The organism is Pseudochrobactrum sp. XF203 (genome assembly GCF_020341615.1).
Taxonomy (GTDB): domain Bacteria; phylum Pseudomonadota; class Alphaproteobacteria; order Rhizobiales; family Rhizobiaceae; genus Pseudochrobactrum; species Pseudochrobactrum saccharolyticum.
Window position 1 is genome coordinate 1,379,402 of sequence record NZ_CP084392.1, and the last position, 13,778, is coordinate 1,393,179.

A 13,778-nucleotide genomic window follows, 5' to 3' on the forward strand; every position below is an offset into this window, starting at 1 on the left:
GGAAGATTAAACATGGCTATCAAAATCACGATGCCGGCTCTTTCTCCGACAATGGAAGAAGGTAATCTGGCAAAATGGCTGGTCAAAGAAGGCGATAAAGTCTCCGCAGGTGACGTTATTGCCGAGATCGAAACCGACAAGGCGACCATGGAAGTGGAAGCCGTTGATGAAGGTATCGTAGCCAAGCTGGTTGTGCCTGCCGGAACTGAAAGCGTGAAGGTCAATGCCCTGATCGCTGTTCTGGCGGAAGATGGTGAAGATGTTGCTGAAGCTGCGAAAGCAGCTTCAGGCGATGCACCTGCCGCAGCGCCAAAAGCTGAAGCCGCTGCACCAGTATCCGCCGCACCGGCACCGGTTGCTGCTGCTCCGGCAGCGACACCTGCACCTGCTGCGGCTGCTCCGGCTCCAGCTCCTGTTGCTAAAGGCGAGCGTCTGTTCGCTTCGCCGCTGGCACGTCGCGTTGCCAAGGATGCAGGCGTGGAACTGGCTGCTGTTTCCGGCACCGGTCCGCATGGCCGCATCATCCGCAAGGATGTTGAAGCTGCGATTGCTTCCGGCGTTAAAGCTCCTGCCAAGCCGGTTGCTTCTGCTGCTGCACCTCAGATTGCCGTTTCCGGCGCTTCGGATGAAGCCACCCTCAAAATGTTTGAGGAAGGTTCATACGAGCTGGTACCACATGACGGTATGCGCAAAACTATTGCGCGCCGCCTGATGGAATCCAAGCTGACTGTTCCGCATTTCTATCTGACGATTGATTGCGAACTGGATGCTCTGCTGGCGCTGCGTTCACAACTCAATGCTGCGGCACCACTGATCAAAACCGAAAAAGGTGAAGTGCCTGCTTACAAGCTTTCGGTCAATGATCTGGTCATCAAAGCAACAGCTCTGGCACTGCGCGACATTCCGGAAGCCAATGTTTCCTGGACTGATGCAGGCATGGTCAAGCACAAACATGCGGATGTCGGCGTTGCCGTTTCCATTCCGGGTGGCCTGATTACGCCAATCGTTCGTGGTGCAGAAACCAAGGCTCTGTCTGCCATCTCCAATGAGATGAAAGATCTGGCCAAGCGCGCCCGCGACCGTAAGCTGAAGCCTTCGGAATATCAGGGCGGCACCACTTCGGTGTCCAACCTCGGTATGTTCGGCGTCAAAGACTTCGCAGCGATCATCAACCCGCCACATGCAACAATCTTTGCAGTTGGTGCCGGTGAACAGCGCGCAGTTGTCAAAAACGGCGAACTGGCTGTAGCAACCGTAATGTCCGTCACGCTTTCCACTGACCACCGCGCCGTTGATGGTGCGCTGGCTGCGGAACTGGCGAAGGTTTTCAAGAACTATATTGAAAACCCGCTCGGCATGCTGGTCTAAGAAAAGACAGGCGCCTCAGATTTCTGGGGCGCCGTTGCTTTCCCGCAAAAGGCGCGAACATGAAATCAGTTTTATGTTTTGGTGATTCACTGACATGGGGCTATCAGGCACCGGATGGTGCACGTCTGCCGCTTGAGGATCGCTGGCCGTCTGTTTTGCAGAAAGGCCTTGGTGCTCAGGCGCATGTGATTGCTGAAGGGCTGAACGGCCGCACCACTGCTTTTGACGATTATACCGCGCCGGAAGACCGCAACGGTTCACGCATTCTCCCGACATTGCTGGGTACCCATGCACCGCTTGATCTGGTGATTATTCTGCTCGGCAGCAATGATATGAAACCGCAGGTCGTTGGTGATGCTTTTTCCAGCCATTGCGGTATGCGCAGACTGATCCAGATCATCCGCAATCATCCCTATCGCGAAGGTTATGCGGTGCCGGATATTCTGATTGTGGCTCCGCCGCATATCACTGAGAGTGCTGATCCGTTTTTTGCCTCGCTCTTTGCTGGTGGTATTACGGAATCGCGCAAGCTGGGGCTGCTCTTGTCAGATCTGGCGGATGAAATGGAATGCAGCTTCTTTGATGCATCCGGCGTTGCGAAAACCACGCCGTTGGATGGTGTGCATCTGGATGCGGAAAATACACGGGCTATCGGCAAGGCGCTTGAGCCTGTTGTGCGCCTGATCTTGGGTTTGTAGTTATAAGAGCGTATCCCGAAAAGTGTGAAGCGGTTTTCGGACAAGATACGCGAAAACCAATAGATATAATGAATGATGCGCCGGTAACCGGCATAGAAACCATTCAAGGAGAATGAGCGTGTCCAACAATTACGACGTTATCGTGGTCGGTTCCGGTCCCGGCGGTTATGTAACTGCTATCCGTGCCGCTCAGCTCGGACTTAAAACCGCGATTGTTGAACGTGAGCATCTTGGCGGTATCTGCCTCAATTGGGGCTGTATCCCGACCAAAGCTCTGCTGCGCTCGGCTGAAATTCTGCATTTCGGTGAAAATGCCAAGGATTACGGCCTGATGCTCGAAGGTAAAATCAGCGCGGATGTGAAGGCAGTTGTTGCCCGTTCGCGCGGTGTGTCAGCGCGCCTCAATGGCGGCGTTGCCTTCCTGATGAAGAAGAACAAGATCGATGTGATCTGGGGTGAAGCCAAAGTTACCAAAGGCGCATCCGCCGGTAAGCCTGCTGAAATCGTAGTTTCCAAAACCACCAAACAGCCAATGCTGCCACAAAATCCGGTGCCTAAAGGCGTTTTGGGTGAGGGTACTTACACAGCCAAACACATTATTCTGGCAACCGGTGCGCGCCCTCGTGCGCTGCCTGGCATTGAGCCGGATGGCAAGCTGATCTGGACCTATTTCGAAGCAATGGTTCCGCAAGAACTGCCAAAGAGCCTGCTGGTTATGGGCTCCGGCGCAATTGGTATCGAATTCGCTTCCTTCTACCGTACCATGGGCGTTGACGTGACTGTTGTTGAAGTCATGAAAAACATCATGCCGGTTGAAGATGCGGAAATCTCTACCTTTGCCCGTAAGCTGCTTGAAAAGCAGGGCATGAAGATCATCACCGAAGCCAAAGTGACCAAAGTGGTCAAAGGCGCGAATTCAGTCACCGCCAGCGTTGAAACCAATGATGGTAAGGTGCAGGAAATCACTGCTGATCGCATGATCTCGGCTGTCGGTGTTGTCGGCAATATTGAAAATCTTGGTCTTGAAGCACTCGGCGTTAAAACTGATCGCGGTTGCGTGGTGATTGACGGTTACGGCAAGACCAATGTCGAAGGTATTTATGCAATCGGCGACGTTGCCGGTCCTCCGATGCTGGCACACAAAGCCGAGCATGAAGGTGTTATCTGCGTTGAGAAGATTGCCGGTGTGCCGAATGTTCATGCGCTGGATAAGGGCAAAATTCCGGGCTGCACCTATTGCAACCCGCAGGTTGCATCCGTTGGTCTGACCGAAGCCAAAGCCAAAGAACAGGGCTTTGATATCCGCGTTGGCCGCTACCAGTTTGCTGCAAACGGTAAAGCAATTGCGCTGGGCGAAGATCAGGGTCTGGTTAAGACCATTTTCGACAAGAAGACCGGCCAGTTGCTCGGCGCACACATGGTTGGCGCTGAAGTCACCGAACTCATTCAGGGCTTCGTGATTGCAATGAATCTCGAAACCACTGAAGAAGAGCTGATGCATTCCGTATTCCCGCATCCTACCTTATCAGAAATGATGAAGGAAAGCGTGCTGGATGCCTATGGCAAAGTTCTGAACGCTTAATATCTATTCCGGCCTGATGATAAAATTCAGGCCGGTTTCACTCTTGAAAAGGATCGCAATTGCCGCTGATTAAAGACGGATCACCCTATCGCAAAGCCGCGCTGACAGTGCTGAAATATTCAACACTGATTGGTCTGGGGCTTGGTTTTGGTGTATCGACGCTCAGCTTTCTGTCCGGCAATGTGATTTCAATCAATGGCTATGCACTCTCGGGCTGGTATGGCGTGTGGAGTGTAACACTGGCGCTGGGGCTGGCCGGATTTTGTTTCGGCCTGATCTGGGCACTGGTATTCAAGGCAATCGGTGAAGCAGCGCGACGTTGAGACCGGTTGTATATAAAAGCTGACGGCTTATATGAGCTGTTATCAGTTTTGATAAGAGCAGGGTTTGAAGCTTGTAGTTTACCTTGTTCGTCCTGCCTGATAAACAGGCGCAATATTCTGGCCGGACTTTCCGGTGTTACGAAATCTGAAGGCCGCAACGGCCGTTTTGGGAAAGACATATGGTTACGCTTCTGGACACCGTTAACGACGACAGAAAACGCCTTCGTCATCCTGAGAAGGCCAACCGGCCCGACACAGCACTTTTGAAAAAGCCTGACTGGATTCGCGTGAAAGCTCCGACTTCGCGCGGCTATGGCGAGACCCGCGATATTGTGCGCTCTAACAAGCTTGTCACAGTATGCGAGGAAGCCGGCTGCCCGAATATCGGCGAGTGCTGGGACAAAAAACACGCGACATTCATGATCATGGGTGAAATCTGCACCCGTGCCTGCGCGTTCTGTAACGTATCAACCGGCATCCCGACCAATCTCGACCCGAATGAGCCGGAAAATGTGGCCAAGGCCGTGAAGCAGATGGGGCTGACCCATGTGGTTATCACCTCCGTTGACCGTGATGATCTGGCCGATGGCGGTGCACAGCATTTTGCTGAAGTGATTCACGCAATCCGTGCTGCCAGCCCGCAGACCACGATTGAAATTCTGACACCTGATTTCCTGCGTAAGGAAGGTGCTTTGGAGATCGTTGTTAAGGCGCGTCCGGATGTGTTCAACCACAATCTGGAAACAGTGCCGTCCAACTATCTGAAGGTGCGTCCGGGTGCCCGTTACTTCCACTCCCTGCGTCTGTTGCAGCGTGTGAAAGAACTCGATCCGACCATTTTCACCAAATCCGGTATCATGGTTGGTCTGGGTGAAGAGCGTAATGAAGTGCTCCAGCTGATGGATGATCTGCGCTCGGCTGATGTGGATTTCATGACCATTGGTCAATATCTGCAGCCAACTCGTAAGCATCATGCGGTTATCCGTTATGTGACACCGGACGAGTTCAAGTCCTTTGCCACAATCGGTAAAACCAAAGGCTTCCTGCTAGTTGCTTCCAGCCCGCTGACACGCTCTTCGCACCATGCGGGTGATGATTTTGCCAAGCTGCGTGCCGCCCGTGAAGCGCTGATCGCCAGCCGTAACTAAAACTTATAGACCATGCCGCAATTTACTGCCACACGTCAGGTTCAACACCGCGCGGAGCAAATGTTTGCTCTGGTCGCGGATGTTGAAACTTATCCGCAATTTGTCCCGATGTGTGAAGCATTGACCATCCGCTCGCGTAAAGAGCGCGATGGCAAGACATTACTGGTGGCCGACATGACTGTCGGCTACAAACTCATCCGTGAGACATTCACCACTCAGGTGCTGCTCAAGCCGGATGAGCGGGTGATTGAAGTCAAATATATTGACGGCCCGTTCCGCTATCTCGACAATCGCTGGACATTTGTACCGGTCGGTGATGGTACGCATAGCGATGTGGATTTTTTCATTGATTATGAATTTAAGAGCCGCACGCTTGGTCTGGTAATGGGCTCAATGTTTGATCTGGCTTTCCGCAAATTTGCGGAAGCTTTTGAAAAACGCGCCGATCAGATTTATGGCATCAAAACCGGCGATGCGATTAAGTAATTAAAATTACTCAGACAGTCTTTGCAGAACCAAATCCAGTGCAGCATGCACTGTAGCTAAACGGATGGCTTCGCGCGATTGGTCGCCGAAGCGGCACTCCAGATGCAAGGTTTCAAAACCCTGTCTCGCACAGGCAATATGCACCAGTCCGACAGGTTTTTCAGCGCTGCCGCCTGAAGGGCCTGCAACGCCGGTGACTGCAATGCTGATGCTGGCCTGCGGGGCATGTTTCAGCGCACCTTCAGCCATGGCAATAGCGACAGGTTTCGACACTGCACCAAAATCACGGAGCAGGCTTTGAGGAACACCAATCAGCGAGGCTTTGGCTTCATTGCTATAGGTGACAAAGCCGCAATCAACGACATCGGACGAACCGGCTATGTCGGTTAGTGCGGCGGCAATCATGCCGCCGGTGCAGGATTCGGCAGTGGTAATCATGAGCTGCGCCTTGCGGCAGGCATCAAGAACGGCGAGAGCCTGCTCTGTTGATTTATTATTGCACATGTTCTTGTCCCAAAACCGCTGCCCACTTTTGGGGAACATGTTGTGCAATCAAACTCATGATCTTCTTCCTTTATGCGGGCACTTCACCCGGATAGATAACGCTGACAGTCACGATAGAGGCGATGCCTTCCTTGCGGCCGACAAAGCCCATTTTCTCGTTGGTCGTGGCTTTGACCGAAACACGGTCGGCGCTCACGCCGAGCATATCGCTGAGTTCTGCGGTCATAGCTTCCCGATGCGGGCCAATTTTCGGTTCTTCGGCAATCAGTGTAATATCGGCATTGGCAATACGTCCACCGGCTTTGCGCACGGTTTTAACTGCAAACTCAACAAATTGCCGTGAGGCTGCGCCTTTCCACTGCGGATCGGATGGCGGGAAATGCGTGCCGATGTCACCTGCGCCGCGAGTGGCAAGCAGGGCATCCGTCAGCGCATGCAGCGCCACATCGGCATCGGAATGACCGTTGAGTTTATGTGTATGCGGAATTTTCACGCCGCAAAGCCACACATGGTCGCCCTCTTCGAAACTATGCACGTCATAACCATTGCCCGTGCGGATGTCCGGAAACGCAACCATATCCTGACGCAAGCGCTGATCTGCCATTTCAATATCCTTTGCCCATGTAATTTTAGTGTTGTCGGCTGAGCCTTCGACAACACGAACAGGAATGCTCTGCCATTCTGCAATGGCGGCATCATCGGTGAAATCTGTGCGTCCCAATGCAAATGCTGCATTATGCGCATCGAGAATTGGCACGAACGGAAAACTCTGCGGTGTCTGCGCAGCAAATAGTCCTGCGCGCGGTACGGTTTTGGTGACCAATGCATCGCCGCCGGCCTGTTTCAGCGTGTCGGAAACGGCAAGCGCAGGCAACACGCCGGTTTGCGGGTGCAGGGCAATCATAATGCGCTTGAGCAGACCTTCCGTGATGAAAGGACGCACGCCGTCATGGATCATCACATAATCCGGCGTATCATCGCACAAAGCGAGCAGGCCGAGGCGGGTGGATTCCTGTCGTGTCGGGCCGCCGGTCACAAGCTTCAGGCGCGAGGCGTCAATCTCAGCGCGTTTCAGCGCAGCATGATAAAGATCGTGATCGTCGGCATGGATGACCACAACAACGGGCGAAATCTGCTCGCAAGCCAAAAAAGTACGTAAAGTATGCGCCAGCACGGCCTGACCGCCGATGCGGCGATATTGTTTAGGGCCTTCGGTGCTCTGACCGGCGCGTTCTCCGCGTCCTGCGGCGACTATAACTGCTGCTGTGCGAATGAGAAAAGCCTTTCCGAGCTGTCACACCTCTGTTTATAGCGAATACCGCCTTGATAAACGAAATGCTAGAGCATTTCACAGTCAAGTTTGTACAGCTTGACGACAGTGATAATGCGATCATTAAAGAATCTAGAGCGACCTTTGTGCGCCCAAGAGGGCGCACGGCGCTCTAGTGATGTTTTTTTGATAATGGATTCATCGGTTAATCGCATTGCGACGAATCCGCTTTTTCTTGCATGAAGATGATAAAACCTATAAATCTGCTTAAAGTTTGAGCGTTTTTAATATTGCACAATTTTTAGGCTGATGATGATGACTGCAACCCTGCCATTGAAAATCGGACCGGTGGAAATCCGCAATCGCGTATTTCTGGCGCCGATGTCCGGCGTATCCGATCTGCCGTTTCGTCGTCGGGCATGGGAGGCCGGTGCAGGGCTGGTTGTTTCCGAAATGGTGGCCAGTGCGGAGCTGTGCAATCATCATTCTGAAAGCCGCAAGCGGATGGAGCGCGGTGATCTGCAAACCCATGTGGTGCAGCTTGCAGGCCGTGAAGCGCATTGGATGGGCGAGGCCGCCAAGATCGCTGAAGGTGAAGGCGCGGATATTGTCGATATCAATATGGGCTGCCCTGCCAAGAAGGTGACAGGCGGTTATTCCGGTTCGGCGCTCATGCGTGATCTCGACCATGCGCTGACACTGATTGAAGCAACCGTGCAGGCGGTGAAAGTGCCGGTTACGCTGAAAATGCGGCTTGGTTGGGATCAGGACTCCATTAATGCACCGGAACTGGCGCAACGTGCCGTTGATGCCGGTGTGCAGATGATTACCGTGCATGGCCGCACGCGCTGTCAGTTCTATACTGGTCATGCCGATTGGGATGCGATACGCGCCGTGCGTGAGGCAATTTCTGTGCCGCTTGTTGCCAATGGCGATGTCGGCAGTGCTGCCGATGTGCAGGAAATTATGCGCCGCTCCGGTGCCGATGCGGTGATGATCGGCCGTGCCGCCTATGGTCAGCCTTGGCTGGCGGGGCAGGTGGCAAGCGAACTGAATGGTTTGCCACATGGTGCCGCGCCGCTAAACTTAAGCGATTATATTCTAGCGCATTATCACGCCATGCTGGAACATTATGGTGAGAAAACCGGTATCCGCCATGCCCGCAAACATCTGGGCTGGTATATGGAACGTCATACGTCAAATGTGCCGGATACGGTCAAAAAGGCGCTGATGACCTCAGGCAATGCGCAAGAAGTATCAGGCATTCTCACGGATATTTTTACCGGCCTGACACCGGCCGCAGGGGCGAAATCCCTGAAGGATGCCGCCTGATGGACGCTGCTGCATTCTCTTTGTCCGATCATGTGCTGAATACATTGCCGCAAGCCGTGATAATGGCGGATGCTGCGGGACAGATTATTTACGCGAATGCGCAGGCTGAGGTGTTTTTCCGCTCCAGTGCGGGAATCTTGAAGCGTCATGGTCTCAATTATTTTCTGCCGCCTGCAAGCCCGCTGATCGGACTGATTGCGCAGGTTATTCAAAGCGGTACAGCGGTTAATGAATATCATATTGATCTGTCATCGCCGCGTATGGGCACTGAGCGCATGGTGGATGTGCAGGTAACACCGGTCAGTGAAATACCGGATCAGGTTGTTATCCTGTTTAAAGAAACAGCTATGGCGGAGAAACTCAATCGCCAGATGAGCCATCGCGGTGCGGCACGTTCTGTTACCGGTCTGGCGGCAATGCTGGCGCATGAAATCAAAAATCCGCTTTCGGGTATTCGCGGTGCGGCGCAATTACTGGAAATGTCGGCACGCGATGCGGCCAATGAGTCCGACTGCGAACTGACACAGCTGATCCGTGATGAAGCTGACCGTATAGTCGCACTGGTCGATCGGATGAATGTGTTTTCCGACGAGCGTCCGATTGAGCGCTCTGCTGTCAATCTGCATACGGTACTGGGGCATGTTAAAACGCTGGCGAGCCACGGCTTTGCATCTCATGTCACGATCCGCGAGGATTATGATCCGTCCCTGCCGCGTGTCTGGGGTAATCGCGATCAGCTGATACAGGTGTTTCTAAACCTGATTAAAAATGCTGCCGAAGCGATTGAGCCGGAAGAACGCACGGGGCGTAAAGGTGAGATCCTGCTGACCTCTGCCTATAAAGCGGGCATGCATATGATTGTACCGGCGACGGGCGAGCGCCTGTCTCTGCCGCTGGAATATTGCGTGATTGATAATGGCGGCGGTGTCGCACCGGATATTCTGCCGATCCTGTTTGACCCGTTTATCACGACCAAAACCAATGGCTCAGGTCTGGGTTTGCCTTTGGTTGCCAAGATCATTGCCGATCATGGCGGTATGATTGAATGCGAAAGTTTCTCCGGAAAAACCATTTTCCGTATTCTGTTGCCGATCTGGAAACAGGACAGTACTGTTGTTTAAATTTAAATATTAAAATATCGATCTAATATGATGTAATATTATATTTATCTGCGTGGGAGTGATGCATTGAATGAACCGGTAATCATCGTTGCGGAAGATGATGCAGCCATGCGCACAGTGCTTAATCAGGCGCTGAGCAGAGCAGGTTATGCTGTGCGTCTTGCCAGTAATCGTGCGGCGCTTTGGGCGCTGATTACGAGCGGCGAAGGTGATCTGGTTATCAGCGATGTGAATATGCCGGATGGTTCGGTGTTCGAAATTCTGCCGCGCATCCGCAAAGCGCGCCCCGACCTGCCGGTAGTGGTGATGAGTGCGCAGAATACTTTCATGACCGCAATCCGCGCCTCGGAAGCCGGTGCCTATGATTATCTGCCGAAACCTTTTGACCTGAGCGAGATGGTGAGCCTGCTGCGGCGTGCGCTGTCCGAACCAAAGCCGGTGCAGGCAAAGCAGGATGTGGACGAGCAGGCAGAGAATATGCCGCTCGTTGGTCGCTCAGTGGCGATGCAGGATGTCTATCGTGTGCTGGCACGCATGATGCAGACTGATCTGACACTGATGATTACAGGGGAATCCGGCACGGGTAAGGAGCTGGTTGCCCGCGCTTTGCATGAATATGGCCGCCGCCGTAACGGGCCTTTTGTGGCGATCAATATGGCAGCTATCCCGCGTGATCTGATTGAATCTGAATTATTCGGCCATGAGAAAGGTGCCTTTACCGGCGCGCAGCAGCGTTTTTCAGGGCGCTTTGAACAGGCCAATGGCGGTACGCTGTTTCTCGATGAAATCGGTGATATGCCGATGGAAGCGCAGACGCGTTTGCTGCGCGTGCTCCAGCAGGGCGAATATATGACCGTTGGCGGGCGCACGCCGATTAAAACCGATGTGCGTATTGTGGCCGCGACCAATAAAGATTTGCTCAAAGCAATTCATAAAGGACAGTTCCGCGAGGATTTATACTACCGGCTCAATGTGGTGCCGCTGCGTATGCCGCCGCTGCGTGAGCGCAGCGAGGATGTGCCGGATCTGGTGCAGCATTTCTTCCGGCTGGTGGAAAAGGAAGGTCTGCCGCCAAAGCAGATCAGTGCCGAGGGTTTTACAGCGCTGCGTCATTACACATGGCCGGGCAATGTGCGCGAACTGGAAAATCTGGTGCGTAGACTTGCAGCACTCTATCCGCAGGATGAGATTAATGTGGAGATTATCCGTCACGAATTGCAGCATCTGCCACCGTCATTACAGGCTGATGAAACAGGGCTGAAAGCGGATCAGATCACTAACTTACGTGAGGCGACGGAAATTTATCTGCGTCAGTATTTCGCCTCCTTCAACGGTGAACTGCCGCCGCAGGGGCTATACGACCGGATTTTGCACGAGATTGAATATCCGCTGCTGGCTGCAAGCCTGACAGCCACATCCGGCAATCAGATCAAGGCCGCAGAATTGCTGGGTTTGAACCGCAACACGCTGCGCAAAAAAATCCGCGATCACGACCTCAATATCTTCAAGAATAGCTAATATAGCCAGAGTTATCGCGATAACGTTGCATATGTGCAACATTCTGTTGCATGACGGCAACGGTTTATAATAGATTAACGAAATGGATAAGACGAGTCTGCTTGAGTGGTTACGCGAATTTAAACCTGCACGGGTGAGTGAACAAAGACGTTTGCTGGCTCTGCCGGGTGTGATCATTGTTGTCCTGTCGATTATTGCATCACTTGTCTCCTTTCTGATTATGATCGGTGTCACGCCGATTGTTCCTGATCTGCATGTGACGCTGACGCTGATTATCATCAATGTGGTTCTGGTCGTCAGCCTGCTGGCACTGATTATCCGCGAGATTTTCCGCATCACACAGGCGCGCCGTCATGGCCGTGCTGCCGCGCGTTTACATGTGCGCATTGTGGCGCTGTTCTCACTGATTGCAGCGGTTCCGGCGATTGTTGTGGCGATTGTCGCCAGCGTAACGCTCAATCTCGGGCTGGATCGCTGGTTTGAAACCAATACGCGCAATATCGTCAATTCATCGATCAGCCTTGCCAATGGTTATATCAATGAAACCGCGCGTAACCTGCAAAGCACGACCTATTCCATGCTGCAGGATATGGATGCGCAACGCACGCTCTATAGTCTCGACCGTAACGGTTTTGTGCAGCTGATGACCTTGCAGGCGCTGGGGCGCGGTTTGCTCGGCGCGCAGTTATTGCGCGAAGACGGCTCGATTGCCTTGCGCAGCGAGCAGGGCGGCGCAAATCTGCCGCAACCACCGTCAGAGGCGGTTGAAACGGCACGGGACGGTAATCCGGTGATTATTCCGCCGGGTCCGACCAGCAACTTCGTTGGCGCAATTATCAAGATGCGTGAGATACCCGATGTGTATCTCTACACCGTACGTGCTGTTGATGCGCAAATTCTCGATTCCATGCGCCTGATGGAGGCTAATACCAAGCGCTATCAGGATATGGAGGCGAACCGTATCCCGACGCAGGTTATCTTTGCGCTGCTCTATTTCGGCCTGATGCTGATTGTTTTGCTGCCGGCGATCTGGACAGGTATTGCTGTGGCAGACCGTCTGGTGCGGCCGATCCGCCAGCTGATCGGCGCTGCTGATGAAGTGGCTGTCGGTAATCTGGATATTTCCGTACCGGTACGCTCCAGCGACGGTGATCTCGGCGCATTGTCCGGCACTTTCAATAACATGGTTGCCGAGCTGAAAAGCCAGCGCACCGATCTTTTGGCCGCTAAAGACCAGATTGATGAGCGCCGCCGCTTCTCCGAGGCTGTGTTGTCCGGTGTTACCGCCGCGGTGATCGGGGTGGATACGCTGGGGCTGATTAATATCGTCAACCGCTCGGCAGAGCAGATGTTCTGCCTTGAGCCCGATGAGGTTATCGGTACCAGCCTGAGTACGCATATTCCGGAAATCGGACAGGTCTTTGAAGTGGCGCATGATTCCGGCCGTGCGGTTTACCGCGAGCAGGTCTCGATGATGCGCGGCGGGCTGACCCGTACCTTCAATGTGCAGATCACGATTGAGGACGGCACGGGTGATGAACGCTCCTATGTGGTTACAATTGATGATATTACTGATCTGGTACAGGCGCAGCGCTCAACGGCATGGGCCGATGTGGCGCGGCGTATCGCCCATGAAATCAAAAACCCGCTGACACCGATCCAGCTTTCTGCCGAGCGTATCCGCCGCCGTTATGGCAAGGTTATTACCGAAGATCGTGAGGTTTTCGACCAGTGCGTGGAAACGATTATCCGTCAAGTCGGCGATATTGGTCGTATGGTGGATGAATTCTCGTCCTTTGCACGGATGCCGAAGCCGAAAATGGAAACCATTGATTTGCGGGATTCGCTGAAAGAAGCCGCATTCTTGGTGGAAGTCAGCCGCAGTGAGATCAGTTTTGAGCAGCAGTTGAGTGAAGTGCCGCTTTATGGCCATTTTGACAGTCGTCTGCTTGGACAGGCTTTTGGTAACATTATCAAAAATGCCAGCGAGGCTATTGAAGCGGTTACGGATGAAGATAATTATCACGGACATATTCTGCTGAAAGCCTATCAGGACAAGGATCAGCTGATTGTCGATGTGATTGATAACGGCAAAGGCCTGCCCGGTGATAACCGGCAGCGGCTGCTGGAGCCTTATATGACAACGCGTGAAAAAGGCACCGGCCTTGGCCTCGCTATTGTCAGAAAAATCGTTGAGGATCACGGCGGGCATATGGAACTGCATGATGCACCGGCTGATTTCTATCAGGGCAGAGGTGCGATGATCCGTATGGTTTTCCCTGCAACGCCGCCGGAAATGGCAGGGACACAGACAAATGAGGAGTTGCAGGCATGACAGACAGATGCAGGCAGCTGAATGATAAATACCTGCGGATAGATCACTTTGTGGTAAATCTGCAGGATAATGGGAACAAGGCAGGTGGATTAA

12 protein-coding genes are annotated in these 13,778 nt (G+C 53.2%); 10 read left to right on the top strand and 2 right to left on the bottom strand.

The window, feature by feature from the left end:
* Window positions 1-12: 12 nt before the first annotated feature.
* The 6 genes from LDL70_RS06080 (at window position 13) to LDL70_RS06105 (ending at window position 5,605) form a co-directional block, all read left to right on the top strand.
* A complete protein-coding gene (locus LDL70_RS06080) occupies window positions 13-1,368 on the top strand; it encodes a pyruvate dehydrogenase complex dihydrolipoamide acetyltransferase (protein ID WP_225687766.1) in 1,356 nt (451 codons plus the stop codon).
* 59 nt (window positions 1,369-1,427) lie between these two features.
* Window positions 1,428-2,066 carry an SGNH/GDSL hydrolase family protein gene (locus LDL70_RS06085; protein WP_022712368.1) on the top strand — a complete coding sequence of 213 codons (639 nt, stop codon included), beginning with the start codon at window positions 1,428-1,430 and terminating at the stop codon, window positions 2,064-2,066.
* A gap of 118 nt (window positions 2,067-2,184) precedes the next feature.
* Window positions 2,185-3,648 (top strand): dihydrolipoyl dehydrogenase, encoded by a 1,464-nt coding sequence (lpdA, locus tag LDL70_RS06090; protein WP_075655821.1) that lies wholly within the window; start codon window positions 2,185-2,187, stop codon window positions 3,646-3,648.
* A 125-nt stretch (window positions 3,649-3,773) separates the two neighbouring features.
* A complete protein-coding gene (locus LDL70_RS06095; RefSeq protein ID WP_028233977.1) occupies window positions 3,774-3,971 on the top strand; it encodes a hypothetical protein in 198 nt (65 codons plus the stop codon).
* A 179-nt stretch (window positions 3,972-4,150) separates the two neighbouring features.
* Window positions 4,151-5,119: a lipoyl synthase gene (gene lipA / locus LDL70_RS06100; RefSeq protein ID WP_022712365.1), complete on the top strand. Its 969-nt coding sequence runs from the start codon at window positions 4,151-4,153 to the stop codon at window positions 5,117-5,119.
* A gap of 12 nt (window positions 5,120-5,131) precedes the next feature.
* Window positions 5,132-5,605, top strand: coding sequence for a type II toxin-antitoxin system RatA family toxin (locus LDL70_RS06105; protein ID WP_116088047.1), 474 nt, complete (start codon window positions 5,132-5,134; stop codon window positions 5,603-5,605).
* Window positions 5,606-5,611: 6 nt separating this feature from the next.
* Here the strand turns inward: LDL70_RS06105 and LDL70_RS06110 are convergent, their stop codons facing one another.
* Window positions 5,612-6,109 carry a CinA family protein gene (locus LDL70_RS06110; protein WP_225687768.1) on the bottom strand — a complete coding sequence of 166 codons (498 nt, stop codon included), beginning with the start codon at window positions 6,107-6,109 and terminating at the stop codon, window positions 5,612-5,614.
* A 70-nt stretch (window positions 6,110-6,179) separates the two neighbouring features.
* The gene (locus LDL70_RS06115) at window positions 6,180-7,382 is read right to left on the bottom strand and encodes a bifunctional 2-C-methyl-D-erythritol 4-phosphate cytidylyltransferase/2-C-methyl-D-erythritol 2,4-cyclodiphosphate synthase (RefSeq protein ID WP_225688415.1); all 1,203 of its coding nucleotides are present in this window, start codon (window positions 7,380-7,382) and stop codon (window positions 6,180-6,182) included.
* Window positions 7,383-7,691: 309 nt separating this feature from the next.
* Here LDL70_RS06115 and dusB point away from each other — a divergent pair, with 309 nt between their 5' ends.
* The 4 genes from dusB to LDL70_RS06135 all read left to right on the top strand — a co-directional run bounded on the left by dusB (window position 7,692) and on the right by LDL70_RS06135 (window position 13,685).
* Complete coding sequence (gene dusB, locus LDL70_RS06120) at window positions 7,692-8,711, top strand: tRNA dihydrouridine synthase DusB (protein ID WP_225688417.1); 1,020 nt, start codon at window positions 7,692-7,694, stop codon at window positions 8,709-8,711.
* Window positions 8,711-9,832: a nitrogen regulation protein NR(II) gene (locus tag LDL70_RS06125; protein WP_225687770.1), complete on the top strand. Its 1,122-nt coding sequence runs from the start codon at window positions 8,711-8,713 to the stop codon at window positions 9,830-9,832. The genes dusB and LDL70_RS06125 overlap by 1 nt, the downstream gene beginning before the upstream one ends.
* Before the next feature lie 108 nt (window positions 9,833-9,940).
* A complete protein-coding gene (gene ntrC, locus LDL70_RS06130) occupies window positions 9,941-11,350 on the top strand; it encodes a nitrogen regulation protein NR(I) (RefSeq protein WP_370637811.1) in 1,410 nt (469 codons plus the stop codon).
* An 82-nt stretch (window positions 11,351-11,432) separates the two neighbouring features.
* Window positions 11,433-13,685 carry a PAS domain-containing sensor histidine kinase gene (locus tag LDL70_RS06135; RefSeq protein ID WP_225687774.1) on the top strand — a complete coding sequence of 751 codons (2,253 nt, stop codon included), beginning with the start codon at window positions 11,433-11,435 and terminating at the stop codon, window positions 13,683-13,685.
* Window positions 13,686-13,778: the final 93 nt, after the last annotated feature.

Bases quoted from the DNA above. Each gene is read 5' to 3' on its own strand.
- LDL70_RS06110 (WP_225687768.1), bottom strand. From the start codon at position 6,109: ATGTGCAATAATAAATCAACAGAGCAGGCTCTCGCCGTTCTTGATGCC.
- LDL70_RS06080 (WP_225687766.1), top strand. From the start codon at position 13: ATGGCTATCAAAATCACGATGCCGGCTCTTTCTCCGACAATGGAAGAA.
- LDL70_RS06085 (WP_022712368.1), top strand. From the start codon at position 1,428: ATGAAATCAGTTTTATGTTTTGGTGATTCACTGACATGGGGCTATCAG.
- LDL70_RS06125 (WP_225687770.1), top strand. From the start codon at position 8,711: ATGGACGCTGCTGCATTCTCTTTGTCCGATCATGTGCTGAATACATTG.
- LDL70_RS06135 (WP_225687774.1), top strand. From the start codon at position 11,433: ATGGATAAGACGAGTCTGCTTGAGTGGTTACGCGAATTTAAACCTGCA.
- LDL70_RS06105 (WP_116088047.1), top strand. From the start codon at position 5,132: ATGCCGCAATTTACTGCCACACGTCAGGTTCAACACCGCGCGGAGCAA.
- lipA (WP_022712365.1), top strand. From the start codon at position 4,151: ATGGTTACGCTTCTGGACACCGTTAACGACGACAGAAAACGCCTTCGT.
- dusB (WP_225688417.1), top strand. From the start codon at position 7,692: ATGATGACTGCAACCCTGCCATTGAAAATCGGACCGGTGGAAATCCGC.
- ntrC (WP_370637811.1), top strand. From the start codon at position 9,941: ATGCGCACAGTGCTTAATCAGGCGCTGAGCAGAGCAGGTTATGCTGTG.